Genomic DNA, 13,859 nt, shown 5'->3' with positions numbered 1-13,859 from the left:
ATATTGAAAGGAGATGCCCGTTTTGAAATTAAGTATTCTCGATCAATCCCCTATTTCTAAGGGATCAACCCCTCAACAGGCACTAAAACAAACAAAAGAACTGGCACAATATGCCGAGTCTTTTGGTTACACCCGTTTTTGGGTTGCAGAACATCACAGTACGAGCGGTCTTGCTTCTAGTTCACCGGAAGTTTTGATTTCACATGTAGCATCCAACACAGAACAGATTCGAATTGGCTCTGGCGGCGTATTATTACCACAATACAGTCCCTACAAGGTAGCGGAAAATTTCAAACTGCTAGAAGCTTTGTTTCCCGGACGAATTGATCTCGGCGTCGGTCGTTCCCCAGGCGGTGGACAGACGATTCGACTTGCGCTTACAGATGGAGTGAAAAAGAACTTAATCGAGTTTCCGCGTCAACTTTCTGACTTACAAGGATTTTTAGACGGAACGTTGCCAAAAGATCATCCATACTCGTCAATCAAAACCGCTCCTCTCATTCATTCCCTGCCGCAAACATGGGTGCTCGGTTTATCCGCCCGAGGCGCAAAACATGCAGCTACAAACAGTGCAGGTTTTACTTACGGGCATTTTATTAATCCAAATCATGGAGAAGAGGCTGTAGAAAAATACGTATCTCATTTTCAACCGTCTGAACGAATGCCCTATCCTCATATAACGGCTTGTGTTTTTGTCGTTTGTGCTGAAATCGAGGAAGAAGCAGAAGAGCTCGCACTGAGCCAAGATTTATGGTTACTTGCTGTAGAAAAAGGCCGCAGCACAAAAATCCCCTCTGTCGAAGAAGCGAAACAGACGGTATTGTCAGAGGAAGAAAAACAACGCGTCAGAGAAAATCGCAAACGCGCAATTATTGGTACCCCGAATCAAGTGAAACAAGAACTTCAGCGATTAAGCGAGCGTTATCAAACAGATGAAATCATGGTCATTACTAATATTTATGACTTTAAGAAAAAAGTAGATTCCTACAAACTGCTAGCATCTGCGTTTGAACTTATTTAAGTAATATGTATGCATGTCCCCTTTTTGAGACACATTTTCTCGGTTACGGGACAGGTTTGCTGCTTTACGGGACAGCACTCCCTTTTTCGGGACATCCAACACCAAATAAAAAGAACCATTTTCCCAAAAAAAGAAGAAAATGGTTCAATGAATTCTTACACTAATCGAGCTCTTATTTTACCAGAGATAGCATCAATCAAAGTGACCATCACGATAATACCAAGTAAAATTATACCTACTCGACCCCAGTCCCTGACACTTAAGGCAAAAATCAGTGGAGTTCCGATACCTCCAGCTCCAATCACTCCTAAAATGGTTGCCGCTCTTAAATTAACTTCGAACCGATACAAGACAAAGGAAAAAAAGTTCGGCAATACTTGAGGAACAATCGCAAACATAAATGTTTTTACTGGATTACCTCCTGTGGCAATTAAAGCTTCTCTTGCGCTTAAATCAATACCTTCTACACTTTCAGAAATAAGTTTTCCCAGCATACCGACCGCACCGATGCCGAGTGCTAAGACACCTGCAAAGGCACCAGGTCCTACCGCTTTAATAAACAATAAAGCTAGAACGATATCGGGAAAAACACGAATAAAGCTTAAAACAAACTTGCTGGACCCTACCATCGTTTTTGTTTTTGCAATGTTTTTGGATGCCATAAACGAAAAAGGAATACACAGGACAGAAGCAATGAAGGTTCCTAGTAATGCAATAGCCAATGTGTCCAAAAGTCCTCGTAGTAAGTCTTCTCCTCCAGGATCGTAAACATAACCCCAATCCGGCTGAAAGAGTCCTGAAAAAATGGCGGAGACAATTTCTCCTGATGTTTCCTTCAATTCTAACAGCGGTAACCCTGCAAAGGCCCATATGTAAACCAATAACACTGCTGCAACAACAATGATTCGCCGTGTATAAATAAATGTTTTTCCATGTTGTTTCATTGTAATTTCTCCCTTACCTTCGTACTAAGGTTGTCTATAAGCAGCACCACGATTAATGTATAGACGATAATCGATGATACTTTTCCATATTCAAAAAAGCCGAGGTTTTGTTCATAATACAGCCCAATACCCCCAGCTCCAACTAACCCTAAAACAGCGGCTGCTCTTATATTAATTTCAAATGCATAAAGGAAAAAAGACATAAACGAAGCGGTGACTTGTGGGACTACTCCAAAAATAATCCACTTTATTTTATTGGCACCTACTGCTGTCATAGCTTCCATTGGACCAGAATCAATAGCTTCTACAGATTCATAGAATAATTTTGCTATAATCCCTAAGGAGAACAACATTAAAGCAAGTACACCTGGAATAGGACCGATCCCAAAAATTGCCACAAACAATGCGGCGAGTAAAAGCTCTGGTAACGTTCGGATTAAATTTAAAAGATATCTTGCTGGAACCGTAATCCAGGACGTATGAAAAACATTCCTGGCAGCCAACATCGACAGTGGAAATGCCAGTAATCCCCCAAAAGTCGTGCCAACCACAGCCATACGTATGGTTTCCAATATCGGAGAAGTAATCTCAGAGAAATACGCCCAATCAGGCGGAACTAGTTGAACCACTAAATCCCACATATTAGGCAATCCTTCGGTCAATTCAGATATGGAAAAACCTATCTGCCAGCCACTCCCTGCTACCAGTAAGAGTACGATTAATATGGTCAGAAAAGGCTTCATTTTTGAAGGAGGGACAGGAACATTAGAATGCTGTTGCGTTACCTCTGTTTCTTTTTTCATCATGCTTCCCCCATCAATTCATCTTCATTTACTGGTCTACCATAGATTTCACTGAACACATCATCTGTTGCTTCTTCTACAGGACCATCAAACACTACTTCTCCTTCTTTTAAACCAATAATCCTAGTGGCATATTTTCTAGCGACATCAATAAAGTGTAAATTGACAATCATCGTCATGTTCAATTCCTTATTAATTCGAGCTAAGTCATCCATGACTTGTTTTGTCGTCATAGGATCTAGAGAAGCGACGGGTTCATCCGCCAAAATTTGTGTTGCTTCTTGAGCTAAGGCACGCGCAATCGACACGCGCTGCTGTTGTCCACCGGATAGCTCATCGGCCCTCATGTATGCTTTTTCCGGCATATTCACCCGTTCTAAAGCTCGCATTGCGAGTTCTTTATCTTCTTTTGGAAATAAACCAAAAATCATCCGTAATGTAGAGTGATAGCCAACCCGTCCGGACAACACATTTCTCATTACCGAAGAACGTCGAACAAGATTAAAATTTTGGAAGATCATACCTATATCGCGACGAATGCGATACAATTCACTCCCGCCTGCTTTCGTGATCGATTCTCCATTAATTAAAATTTCCCCTTCTGTTATTTCATGAAGACGGTTAATCGATCGTAAAAATGTAGATTTTCCTGCGCCAGATAATCCGACAACTACGACAAATTCCCCATCATCCACACGTAAATCGACATTATTTAAGCCACGAGTTCCATTCGGATATACTTTTGAAACGTTTTTGAATTCTATCACGACATACCCTACTTTCATCTTGGTAGTAAAAGAAGGCCGACCGGAATATACCTCCGGCAGCCCGTGTTTAATCGTTTTACTTTATACATTCGTTTTACTTATTGAACTTCTTGACTTACGGTTTCTTCATATTCTCTTACAGTATCAAAATTGCTGTCTTCTGATTCTACATAACCTTCATGAGAATAAATGTCTTGAATAATTTCACGACCCTCATCATCTTTTCCAATAGCAATGAAAGCATCCGTTACCTCATCTTTCATTCCTTCACTCACTTCTGGACGAATGGTAACTGTGTCATTTGGAATATCTTCTGTAAATTCAATTATTCGTGTTTCCTCAAATACATCTTCATAGTCACCTACAACCGTGTTACGTGCGTCTTGGAACGTAACTGCTGCATCCACATCTCCATTTAATAGTGAAATAACTGCCTGATCGTGTCCTTTTAACGTTACAGGCTCTACATCTTCCAACGGATCAAGTCCCGCATCCATCAACGTTGCTGCAGGCCAAACAAAACCAGCTGAAGATGTTACGTTTTGATAACCAATAGATTTACCTTCTAAATCTTCAATAGATTCAATATCAGAATCGTCTCTGACAATGAAGATAGATTTATAGAAATCAACCAGCTCTTCGGTTGGTGATCCATCATCATTCACACCATAACGCTGTGATTGCAGTATAACTTCAGCTGCTCCTTGTTCTTCCGCCAATACGTATGCTGTTGGAGGTAAAAATCCAACATCTACTTGGTCGGAATCCATTGCTTCTACAATTGTATTGTAATCAGTTGATACACTAACTGTTACCGGAATCCCTAATTCGTCACTGAGTAAATCTTCTAGTGGTTTAGCTTTTGCTTCCAGAGTGTCAGCGTTTTGAGAAGGAACAAATTGTACAGATAGCTCATCCAATTCTTCCCCCTCTGCTTCTTCGGAGCTGTCTGTTTCTTCTGTTGTTTCTTCGTCAGTATCACCGTTATCCCCTGACGTATCCTCGGTATTTTCATCTCCCTCACCACAAGCAGCAAGGATACCTAACGACAGAAGAAGTGTAAGTCCCATGTGTGTAAATTTTTTCATTTTTTTACCCCCTATAGATTATTTTTATATGTCTATTACAATCTATCATTGCATTGTAAAAGATATATTTTTCTACATTATTTTTACTATTAAGTTTATTAATTTTCTGTTAATTTTTTAGGGTATGTCCAATATGAAAGGTATTCCTCTTCTACTTTTTTCCCCGACTGAGCTTCTAGTTGATGTAAAAGAGCATTCCATTTCCCACTCCTCGAAGGCTCATTTTTTGCCTTCTGAACATTTTCTGCTTTCTTCACCAACCTATCGACAACTTTCTCATCATGAATATATCCATTTTCTTCACCCAATTCGACTAGTTCATCCAATTGATTAATTCCCAGTACTCCTTCTATCTCAAAAGATCGTTCTGTTGTATGACCAGCTTCATCTTTAGCACGAACAGTAACTGCATACGTTCCAGGCTTGAACTGAAGAGGAGAAATATTTATCGTTTCATCCCAAGTTTCACCATTCATCTCTGCTGTAATAGTTGTGACGTCACTATCTTCATCCTTAACGATTAGTGGAACATCGTATTTTTTTGTAATCTCAAATTCCGACATAGAAATGTCTTGAATAACAGGAGGGGATGTATTTAACTCAACATCTTCAAGATCAAGCAGCATCAATTGATGGTTTCCTTGATATATAGAAGCTATTCCTGAGACAGATACTGAATCTCCTTCGTTAAATGAAGAATTGAAGTCTTCTAATGATATATTTGTTCGGTGATCAACTCGTACTTTAGTCGTTTGGCTATTTTTACGGATGTCAAACTCAAACGCATTATAGAAACTCTCCATATTTTCAATTGTTCCACCTGTAATGGTTACCCGCTCTCCTTGATTTTCCCCGTCCAAAAATTCTACTGTTTTATAGGGAGGAAGATTGCTCGTTCTCTGGATTTCTATAGATTTAATATTAACAAGTTCTTTTTCACTATTATAAGTGTCAAGAGAACCTGTAATTCTCACTTTGTCTCCCTTTTGAATCGAGTTGTCATCTTGAAAAATATAAATACCTGCTGATTCGTCTTGTATATAAAATCCTTGAGCCCCAAACATTCCAGGTGTTGAGGTAATCACACCTTCCACTTCAACTTCCGTTCCCTCCGTCTGTGTACGCGCTTCTTGTATACTCATGAATTCCGGCTCCCTTTCACCGTCATCAGGGGCTTCTGGATCTCCAGTACCCTCACCGATGGATACGGAAGTGGTATATAAGTTACTTCCACCTTGTCTGAGCCGCAGATTAGCTTCTCCTTGAGTTCCTTCTTGCACTCGAACGGTTAACTCTTTCACGGCAGTCCCATCTTCATCAGCAGTCACAGAAAAGTCTTCGCTATATCCATATTGAGAAGGCCAACTTCCATCGTCGTTTTGCACTTGGGCCACTTGTTGTCCTCCTTCAAGATACATTCCTATATTATAACTTGATATCGTTTGATTAGGATTCAAACCATCTATAACAAGCTCCAATGTAAATGATCCATCATTGGGAAGGGTGTCTTGGTGGTTAAATTTAAATGTCGGATTTTCCACCGGATCTTCACTGGACCCATAAGATCCATCAGCAAAGGTAGATGGATCATACCAATCATAACCAGTAGATGGCTGGGACCAAGGCTCCGGTTCTGGTTGACTGGTGTTTTCCGGTATTTCTTTGTTTAATAGTGGAGAAGTATCATCAAGCGGTATGTCTGTTTCCGAAAAGCTATCATACTCTTCCTCTTCGGCGAGCCAATCTATCATATTCAACAATAGTTCAGCATCATCTGCTTCTTGAAAACCGTCATATGTTGTTTTTGTTTGACCAGATTGTTCATTACGATATTTCGGTGTAGCATCTTCTACAGGAGAAGAGTCTCCGATAAAAGCCGCTTTTCCGTCTTTATGTTTGGCAATCGCTGCATAAGGTCCTTCGTCTTCTCCCCCTCCGTGATAGATTCCTTCATCTACAGCAGGATCCCATTTGTCGCTTTGATCGAGGTTATCCGGTAAGTATACAATTCCCTTTGCAACATCCGGATCTGTAATAGCCAGTGTAGATCCAGCGTGCATCGCCACCTCATTTACTCCTTCTGTAATACCAAATGAGTGAGCCGGATCTACAATTTGATCCGCTGTTACTGTACCAGGTGCATTAAATCGAAAACGAATACCGAAGTTATCAGACAACCAGTCAGAACTCTCTACATTTTGCATAGCCTCCGAATCTATTTCATCTTGATCCATCCCTTTCACAGGATCATCATACGCACCGCGCCGGTACCCATTCATTATTTCCGACGAATCCCAACGATTTAAGTTACGGTCCGCATTATAATGATCAGAAATGAAAAAGATACTTCCGCCGTTTTCTGTGTATTCAATCATTGCTTCTTGTTCTTCTTTCTTAAACGGAATATTCGCTTCCGGTATAACAAAGACATCATAAGGTTCTAAATCATCTACATCAATCGGGGTTGTTTGGCGAAGTTCATTAACGTGATATCCATTATCAGCAATCCCTTCTGCAAAATCAGAAAACGCTCCATCAATCACCCAATCGGCTTGTCCGGCGGTTTGTGCATGTGTATTATCAAACAATACACTTTTCCCATTGGAATCATCAGGAATGATTTCAGGGGCTGGATCATCCGGTCCTTCTGCTTGAATGAACCCTGGAACACCTATTATTCCTACACCTAATAACAAAGCAACTACTTTTTTCGCTCCTATTTTCATTCAACTCCCACCCTTTCATGTCATCTTATACCCCCATTGTAAAAATCTTTTATATAGCTAGTATTAATTTGAAATAAAGATTAATCGTAAATGCTAGATTTGAACACTAGGATGAGGTAAAGTAATACAAACAGAAAAAAAGTATATATTTACAAACTTGTTATTCTATGCTCTTTTAATTATATCACTTTTTTGAAAATTAGTAACATTAAATGTTACATTTTTTTACTAATTTCTGATTTCTTTAGGAGGCGATATACATTGACTATACCGTGGAACAAGATAGATGCAGCTATTTTTGACTTGGACGGCACTCTTTATGAAGATACTCATCATTTCGATTATTACGCGAAACAATTGGAAGAAAAATTACCGGAACATAAACGCTCTTCCTTTCGGAAAGACTATAATAAGATGATGAGGGGCGAACATCCCGTTGTGATTGGGCGGATATATGACACAACACGGGATCGAATTTTGGAAGTTCATCCTGAAACATATCAAGTGATGAAAACGTGGAACTGGGAGGGAGATGTTGTTTCAGAGGGAGAAGATTATAAAGTGCCGGTCAAATTTGATTTTGACACGATGATTGCTATTGGTGACGGCTGGTGGCCTCCCGTTGCTGCAGCCAAACATTACGGTGTCGGCAGTACATTTGACGCATACAAAGCGACAAAATTATATATGCAAACAGAAGCTTTTCAATTTGCCAAGCATCCCGAACGACGAGAATCTCTTCTACGGCTGCAACAATATATGACACTAGTACTACTTACTAATTCACAAGCAGATGATGTCGAACAGTTATTAACAACATTAGATTTACAGGGAGTATTTCATGATGTTATTCCTAATGCCAAAAAACCTGCTCAAACGGGCAACCAATTTACCACTGTAATGAAAAAATATAATCTGTCTCCAGACCAAGTTGTATCTATTGGTGATAATTACTTAAATGACATTATTCCAGCTGAAAACCTAGGGATGTATTCTGTGCTTATTGATCCACAAGGACGCACCCAAACACGTTCGAATACCGTACGTATCCGTTCTTTATCCGATTTATTCCCGTTAATAAATTTGTAATAGACAAACGAAATCCCGATGGATGTACCTTCAACTCCACCGGGATTCTTATATTTCTCTTGACAGGTAACTTATTTCTTTAAAATGTCGTGATCGACATAACGTTCTCCATTCATTTCTGATAAAACATTTACCGCCACTTTGGCGCCATCTCCAGCTGTTATGATAGTGTGTACACTTACTCCTGCCACGGTTCCAGCTGCCCACACGCCTTCGAGATTCGTCTTACCAGCCTCGTCTATGTCTATTATAGTCTTAATACGCGGCTCCTTGCCTTCCGTGGTTTTTATTCCTGAAGATTCAGCGAGTTTCGTACTGCCGCCGACTGTTATAATTACATGTTCTGCTTCGTACTCTCCATTATCCGTCTCTACTTTCACTCGCTGATTATCTGTTTTTGAAACAGATTCCACTTGTTTAGTAACAAATTCTGCTCCAAATTTCCCAGCTTGTTCTCGGCCCGTTTTCAAAAGTTCTGGTCCTTCTATTTCCGGTGCCCCGTAATGATTTTCTACCCAGGCCGCTTTTGTCATACTTTGATCGTTATCAAGGACGAGTGTCTTTTCACCAGCCTTAGCCGTAAATAAAGCAGCACTTGCGCCAGCAGGCCCTGCTCCTACAATAATAACATCATACATCGTATCTCCTCCTATTCAAAACTATCAAATTTTTCTAACAATACTAGTTTATGTTTCCCTTTTCAAGGAAGTCAACGATGAAGCTTTTTCCTTTGCTGCATCTCTTTTCGCTTTTGGACATGCTTTCTTAAGTGAAAATCGTGAATGAGGCGTATTGTCGGACGAATCAAAAGCTGTAAACTCCCCAATACGAAGAGCCATGTCCCAATATCTTGTAGTGCTTTAGAGAAAAAGAAAAAACTCCCTATAAAAAACCACACACCGATAAGAAAATCATTTACTGTATTTAATACTGTATACTTCTTTTGAAAGAAAAACTCATATCTTCCTAAAGAAATATCGACATAATCGTCTTGATTGCTTTTTGTTGCCACCAGCTCCATCTCCTCTTCCTTCATTCTATTTTTACTTTTCCACGAGAGAAAATGAAGTAAACACAAGCTAGTTAGTTCTCTGCCAAATAAAATATAGTGGAGACATGCTTTTTTAAGCATAAATAAATCCCCGATCGCTGCTATCGGGGATTCAAAATAAATAAGAAGACGTACATTTTGCTTCATGGCGAAAACATCAGCTGACCTCTGCCTAATCAGCCTATTTAAAAGGAGGAATTATCATGTTCACCGCCAGAAGAAGGGTTTTTGTACACAATGCGTCTCCTTATATGAAGGGGGACAGGATAGTGTTTTTATTATGTTTGCTATCCTTACATTTCATATAGTACACCGTTAATATGTCAGCGCGATGTCAGCCTCAATATTTTTCACTTTTTATACGACTTCATGATAGACTCCTATGTAGGAGGGATATAATGATTTCAGCTGAAAATATCTATGAAAAATTAGGACAGGGCATAAGTCAACGCGACTTTCTCGAAAGTATGAACCATCGTTACCGGGCAACCTTAAATCAATGGTATGAATTATTCACCTGGGAGGATCATCACCGAGAAGCTCTCCTACCATTAAAAGAACGCGATGATCTTCGTTGTGCGATTCTTGCCGGAGATTGGTGTGGAGACGTTCATCGGAACCTCGGTCCAGCAATAGAGGTAATGAATGAAGCCAACATACCCGTTGAAATTTTTATTATGGAAAAGCATGACGATCTCATGGATCAATTTCTAACAATGGGCGGGCGTTCTGTTCCTAAAGTTATTGTTACAAATCTTAATGGTGATGTGTTATTCAGCTGGGGCCCTCGACCAGCTTATATTCAAGAGCCAATGGCTGCCTTTAAACGAAAAAATCTTCATCCGGAAGATGCGTCAATCGATGAAGAGAAAAAGGCTGCTTATGCAGGAATCAAAGCAAGATACGGGGAAAATGGAGACTACCAAAAACTCGTCGTCTATGAATTAACCAACCAATTGCTGCAACTTTAATACATGACAATAACACGAGGCCGGATGCTGATTATGTGACAGTTTTCCGGCCCTTGCCATAAAAATCTAAAAGGAGAACTTCATTATGGATAAAAAGACAGCTCCGATTCCTGTTTTTGATACCTCTGCGGCAGAAAAAGCACGTGCTTATATCGATACCCTCACAAAACCACCAGGCAGCCTCGGGCGTTTGGAAGAAATCGCAATAGAACTTGCCGGCATGACAGGTCATCCTTTTCCTGACGTGAGTCCTCCCGGTATATTAGTCTTCGCAGCAGACCACGGCATCGTTGAAGAAGGAGTTTCCGCTTTCCCACAAGATATTACTGGTCAAATGGCTCAGAATTTTCTTCACGGGGGCGCTGCTATCAATGTGTTTGCTCAAGAAATCAAAGCACCGTTCCAACTCATTGATATTGGGATGGTTCAAGATATACAAGATTCCTCCCTTGTTTCTCGGAAAATAAAAAAAGGAACGGCTAATTTTCTCACTCAAGATGCGATGACACGTGAAGAAACGATAGAAGCTATCCATGCTGGATTTGAGGAAGCTTCTGCTTTTATTAAAGAAAACAAAATAAAAAGTTTAATTCTCGGTGAAATGGGGATTGGCAACACTACCGCAAGTAGTGCGGTCATAGCTGCACTAGCAAACATAGACATTGAATCAGTAACAGGAATAGGTACTGGATTGACCGATCATCAAATACAACATAAGCAGGACATTCTTAATCAAGCCCTTAAAAACCGTGACTTGACCACTGAGGACCCCATCGATGTTTTATCAAAAGTTGGTGGGTTAGAAATCGCCGGTATGACAGGAGCGATGCTTTCAGCTGCAAGCAGGCGCATTCCAATAATCATCGATGGATTTATTAGTTCAACAGCTGCCGTTGTAGCAGCAAAGATGAAGCCAGCCATTACTGATTTTATGATTGTCGGACATCTATCAGCAGAACCCGGGCACCACGTTTCCACGAAATTGCTCCAGAAAAAGCCTATACTAGACTTAGATATGAGACTGGGCGAAGGAAGCGGTGCCTCTCTTGCTTATCCGATTTTGCAATCAGCTTGTGCCATTGTTCATAAAATGGCGACTTTCACTGATCTTGAAAAATATTAATCTTACTTCTTCACTCTTCGATCTTGAGAATAGGCAATTCGAGAGTGAAGATTGTTTTTCCTGGACGACTTTCTTTTAATACCAAGTCTCCATCCATACTGCGTGCAATCATTTTGCTGAACGGCAGTCCCAAACCAAGACCATGAGTATCATACTTTTTATTTTCCCCTCTAAAGAAACGTTCAAATATCAATGTTTTTTCCTCTTCTGCTATGCCATCGCCATTGTCTTCTACATCTATCCCTAATATATAGCTATCTTTTTTATATAAAGAAACCGTAATCGTACCGTTTCCTTTCAGAGCCTGCTTCGCATTGTTTAATAGGTTGACCAACACCTGCTGCATCCTCATCGCATCAACTTCTGCGTCTACCTCTTCCTCAAGCAGATATGATTCTAATATTAATTCTTCTTCATCATTGGCAACTTCCCATTGATGAATAATTTCTTTTAAAAGCGTGTTCATATTATGATGGTCTTTAGAAACAGGAATCGAATAAGCTACAAATGAATTAAACTCTAATAGGTCCGCTACCATCGTCTTCATCCGATTCGCTTCACTTAATGACACATCAAGGAATTCCTTTGCTTCCTCTCCGCTTACAACATCATCCCTCACTGCTTGAATCAATCCAGTCATTGAGGTCACTGGTGTTTTCAACTCATGCGTCACTCCCGCTAAAAGCTCAGACCGAAGTCTCTCTAGTTCTTGAAGACGTCCAGACATCTCTTTAAACGAATGGACCAGTTCATGCACTTCTTTCTCCTTTATATTGGCAGGGAGAGAAAAATCATAGTCCTGTTCTTGCACATGCCTTGCTGCTGTTGCCACGTCTTGAATGGGTCTTGACAACCTCCGTGTCAGTACATAAATCGTCGCCCATCCAATAAGAGCCAGAGACACTAATAACGTCGCAAGCAGTCTGAATTCCTGATTCATCTGCGTAAGTTGATTAGCCGATTGAATGACAACTACCCAACCTGCTGTAACCCCTTCAGTTTGGATCGGTGTTTTTACTATATATGATTCTTCTCCCGTTTCAAGCTTAACTCGCTGAACATCATTTTCATTTTCAAGAATACCGACCGGAAAAACCCCTGACGTAAAAGGGTCTCTTTCAAAAGGATTCGACAGCACTCTTCCGTTACTATCCACGATATAAATAATTGGATCAAGTTCTGTGTCTAAAATATTCTGCCGTTCCCTTATATATTCTAAAACTCCTTCACGAGGAACCGTTTCCCCTGATTGTTCTTCCACAAAACGGTCAGCTATTTCTTGCGCCAAATATTTTGTTACATTTAAACGGTTTTCTAAATTTGTCTGTCTAATCCATAATACAGATATAACAGCAACAACGACCAAACCTATAACGAGTGTAATAAGATAACGCGTCGTCCAATAGCGCAGTAGCGAGACTTTTTTATCCTTTTTATTCATGAACACAAAACTGATACCCCAATCCTCGAAGTGTTTTTATCTCTCCCTCTGACTCCGGCCAATTTTGAAGCGACTTTCTAATACGTTTAATGGACAAATCTACCGCTCTGTCGCTTCCCTCGTAATCAATTCCCCACACCCGTTCAATTAACTGTTCGCGGTCAAAGGTTTGATTCGGATGGCGGGCTAAAAAAAGGAGCAGCGATAAATCTCTTGGAGTTAATGGAACATCCACCCCATTCAATTTCACAGTATGGGCTTTTTGGTTCACCGTTAAGCTTCCGTAATGATTCACCTCTTCTTCCTGCAAAATTGTCCCCGATCTTCGCAATACTGCTTTGGCACGAGCCACTACTTCACTCGAATCAAACGGCTTACTTATATAATCATCTGCTCCGCCGTTCAATCCTTTCAACCTATAATCGACATCGCCAAGCGCTGTCAGCATAATCACAGGTACAGCTGATTCTTCCCGAATACCACCTAATATCTCCCAACCATCCTGGCCCGGGAGCATAACATCAACAATAGCAAGGTCCGGGTGCATATCTCGAAATACAGGCATCGCTTCATCGCCGTGAAATACTGCTTTCACTTCAAATCCTTCTTTGTGAAAATATGCTTGAAGTACTTTACTAATCGCAACTTCATCTTCAATAATAAGTATTTTCTGCATCAAATGTCACTCCTTCCTCTCATTATATAAGAAAACTGTATTCACGAAAAATATTACTACGAATTATTAGCTTATTTTGCTTATAGATTGTTCAAAAAGTCCGGGAGAAATTGCTGTGAATTTCTTCGCCCGCTTGCTTTTCCATTTATATCACTTCAA

Annotated in this window: 13 protein-coding genes; 4 read left to right on the top strand and 9 right to left on the bottom strand. The window is 40.3% G+C overall.

Annotation, left to right across the window (positions count from 1 at the left end; all coding sequences use genetic code 11):
* Positions 1-13 precede the first annotated feature (13 nt).
* Positions 14-1,021 (top strand): LLM class flavin-dependent oxidoreductase, encoded by a 1,008-nt coding sequence (locus J2S78_RS02740; protein WP_306896009.1) that lies wholly within the window; start codon positions 14-16, stop codon positions 1,019-1,021.
* Positions 1,022-1,176: 155 nt separating this feature from the next.
* Here J2S78_RS02740 and phnE (J2S78_RS02735) read toward each other — a convergent pair whose 3' ends face one another.
* The 5 genes from phnE (J2S78_RS02735) to J2S78_RS02715 form a co-directional block, all read right to left on the bottom strand.
* Positions 1,177-1,965 carry a phosphonate ABC transporter, permease protein PhnE gene (gene phnE, locus J2S78_RS02735; RefSeq protein ID WP_306896007.1) on the bottom strand — a complete coding sequence of 263 codons (789 nt, stop codon included), beginning with the start codon at positions 1,963-1,965 and terminating at the stop codon, positions 1,177-1,179.
* Complete coding sequence (gene phnE, locus J2S78_RS02730; RefSeq protein ID WP_306896981.1) at positions 1,962-2,768, bottom strand: phosphonate ABC transporter, permease protein PhnE; 807 nt, start codon at positions 2,766-2,768, stop codon at positions 1,962-1,964. Before phnE (J2S78_RS02730) ends, phnE (J2S78_RS02735) begins: the two co-directional genes overlap by 4 nt.
* Positions 2,768-3,535 carry a phosphonate ABC transporter ATP-binding protein gene (gene phnC, locus J2S78_RS02725; protein ID WP_125553587.1) on the bottom strand — a complete coding sequence of 256 codons (768 nt, stop codon included), beginning with the start codon at positions 3,533-3,535 and terminating at the stop codon, positions 2,768-2,770. The genes phnE (J2S78_RS02730) and phnC overlap by 1 nt, the downstream gene beginning before the upstream one ends.
* Positions 3,536-3,633: 98 nt before the next feature.
* Entirely contained in the window at positions 3,634-4,623 is a 990-nt protein-coding gene (locus J2S78_RS02720) for a phosphate/phosphite/phosphonate ABC transporter substrate-binding protein (RefSeq protein WP_306896004.1), read from the bottom strand.
* Between the two features lie 98 nt (positions 4,624-4,721).
* Positions 4,722-7,349 carry a single stranded DNA-binding domain-containing protein gene (locus J2S78_RS02715; RefSeq protein ID WP_306896002.1) on the bottom strand — a complete coding sequence of 876 codons (2,628 nt, stop codon included), beginning with the start codon at positions 7,347-7,349 and terminating at the stop codon, positions 4,722-4,724.
* 261 nt (positions 7,350-7,610) lie between these two features.
* On the opposite strand from J2S78_RS02715, the gene J2S78_RS02710 reads away from it, so the two are divergent.
* Positions 7,611-8,438, top strand: a complete 828-nt coding sequence (locus J2S78_RS02710; protein ID WP_306896000.1) for an HAD family hydrolase — start codon at positions 7,611-7,613, stop codon at positions 8,436-8,438.
* Positions 8,439-8,509: 71 nt separating this feature from the next.
* Here the strand turns inward: J2S78_RS02710 and J2S78_RS02705 are convergent, their stop codons facing one another.
* Together J2S78_RS02705 and J2S78_RS02700 are read right to left on the bottom strand one after the other, a co-directional pair.
* Positions 8,510-9,076: an FAD-dependent oxidoreductase gene (locus J2S78_RS02705; RefSeq protein WP_306895998.1), complete on the bottom strand. Its 567-nt coding sequence runs from the start codon at positions 9,074-9,076 to the stop codon at positions 8,510-8,512.
* A gap of 71 nt (positions 9,077-9,147) precedes the next feature.
* Positions 9,148-9,459 carry a YrhK family protein gene (locus J2S78_RS02700; protein WP_306896980.1) on the bottom strand — a complete coding sequence of 104 codons (312 nt, stop codon included), beginning with the start codon at positions 9,457-9,459 and terminating at the stop codon, positions 9,148-9,150.
* 428 nt (positions 9,460-9,887) lie between these two features.
* On the opposite strand from J2S78_RS02700, the gene J2S78_RS02695 reads away from it, so the two are divergent.
* Positions 9,888-10,460, top strand: coding sequence for a thioredoxin family protein (locus tag J2S78_RS02695; RefSeq protein ID WP_306895996.1), 573 nt, complete (start codon positions 9,888-9,890; stop codon positions 10,458-10,460).
* Between the two features lie 85 nt (positions 10,461-10,545).
* Positions 10,546-11,583: a nicotinate-nucleotide--dimethylbenzimidazole phosphoribosyltransferase gene (gene cobT / locus J2S78_RS02690; RefSeq protein WP_306895994.1), complete on the top strand. Its 1,038-nt coding sequence runs from the start codon at positions 10,546-10,548 to the stop codon at positions 11,581-11,583.
* A gap of 10 nt (positions 11,584-11,593) precedes the next feature.
* On the opposite strand, the gene J2S78_RS02685 is transcribed toward cobT, so the two are convergent.
* Positions 11,594-13,024 (bottom strand): sensor histidine kinase, encoded by a 1,431-nt coding sequence (locus J2S78_RS02685; protein ID WP_306896979.1) that lies wholly within the window; start codon positions 13,022-13,024, stop codon positions 11,594-11,596.
* Complete coding sequence (locus J2S78_RS02680) at positions 13,017-13,700, bottom strand: response regulator (protein WP_306895992.1); 684 nt, start codon at positions 13,698-13,700, stop codon at positions 13,017-13,019. The genes J2S78_RS02685 and J2S78_RS02680 overlap by 8 nt, the downstream gene beginning before the upstream one ends.
* Between the last annotated feature and the right edge of the window lie 159 nt (positions 13,701-13,859).

The organism is Salibacterium salarium (assembly GCF_030813635.1).
GTDB lineage: Bacteria > Bacillota > Bacilli > Bacillales > Marinococcaceae > Salibacterium > Salibacterium salarium.
Note: the sequence above shows the minus strand (reverse complement) of the source record. Positions and strands in the feature narration are given on the sequence as shown.

Bases quoted from the DNA above. Each gene is read 5' to 3' on its own strand.
- J2S78_RS02685 (WP_306896979.1), bottom strand. From the start codon at position 13,024: ATGAATAAAAAGGATAAAAAAGTCTCGCTACTGCGCTATTGGACGACG.
- J2S78_RS02740 (WP_306896009.1), top strand. From the start codon at position 14: ATGCCCGTTTTGAAATTAAGTATTCTCGATCAATCCCCTATTTCTAAG.
- J2S78_RS02680 (WP_306895992.1), bottom strand. From the start codon at position 13,700: ATGCAGAAAATACTTATTATTGAAGATGAAGTTGCGATTAGTAAAGTA.
- J2S78_RS02695 (WP_306895996.1), top strand. From the start codon at position 9,888: ATGATTTCAGCTGAAAATATCTATGAAAAATTAGGACAGGGCATAAGT.
- phnE (WP_306896007.1), bottom strand. From the start codon at position 1,965: ATGAAACAACATGGAAAAACATTTATTTATACACGGCGAATCATTGTT.
- phnE (WP_306896981.1), bottom strand. From the start codon at position 2,768: ATGAAAAAAGAAACAGAGGTAACGCAACAGCATTCTAATGTTCCTGTC.
- cobT (WP_306895994.1), top strand. From the start codon at position 10,546: ATGGATAAAAAGACAGCTCCGATTCCTGTTTTTGATACCTCTGCGGCA.
- J2S78_RS02720 (WP_306896004.1), bottom strand. From the start codon at position 4,623: ATGAAAAAATTTACACACATGGGACTTACACTTCTTCTGTCGTTAGGT.
- J2S78_RS02700 (WP_306896980.1), bottom strand. From the start codon at position 9,459: ATGGAGCTGGTGGCAACAAAAAGCAATCAAGACGATTATGTCGATATT.
- J2S78_RS02705 (WP_306895998.1), bottom strand. From the start codon at position 9,076: ATGTATGATGTTATTATTGTAGGAGCAGGGCCTGCTGGCGCAAGTGCT.
- J2S78_RS02715 (WP_306896002.1), bottom strand. From the start codon at position 7,349: ATGAAAATAGGAGCGAAAAAAGTAGTTGCTTTGTTATTAGGTGTAGGA.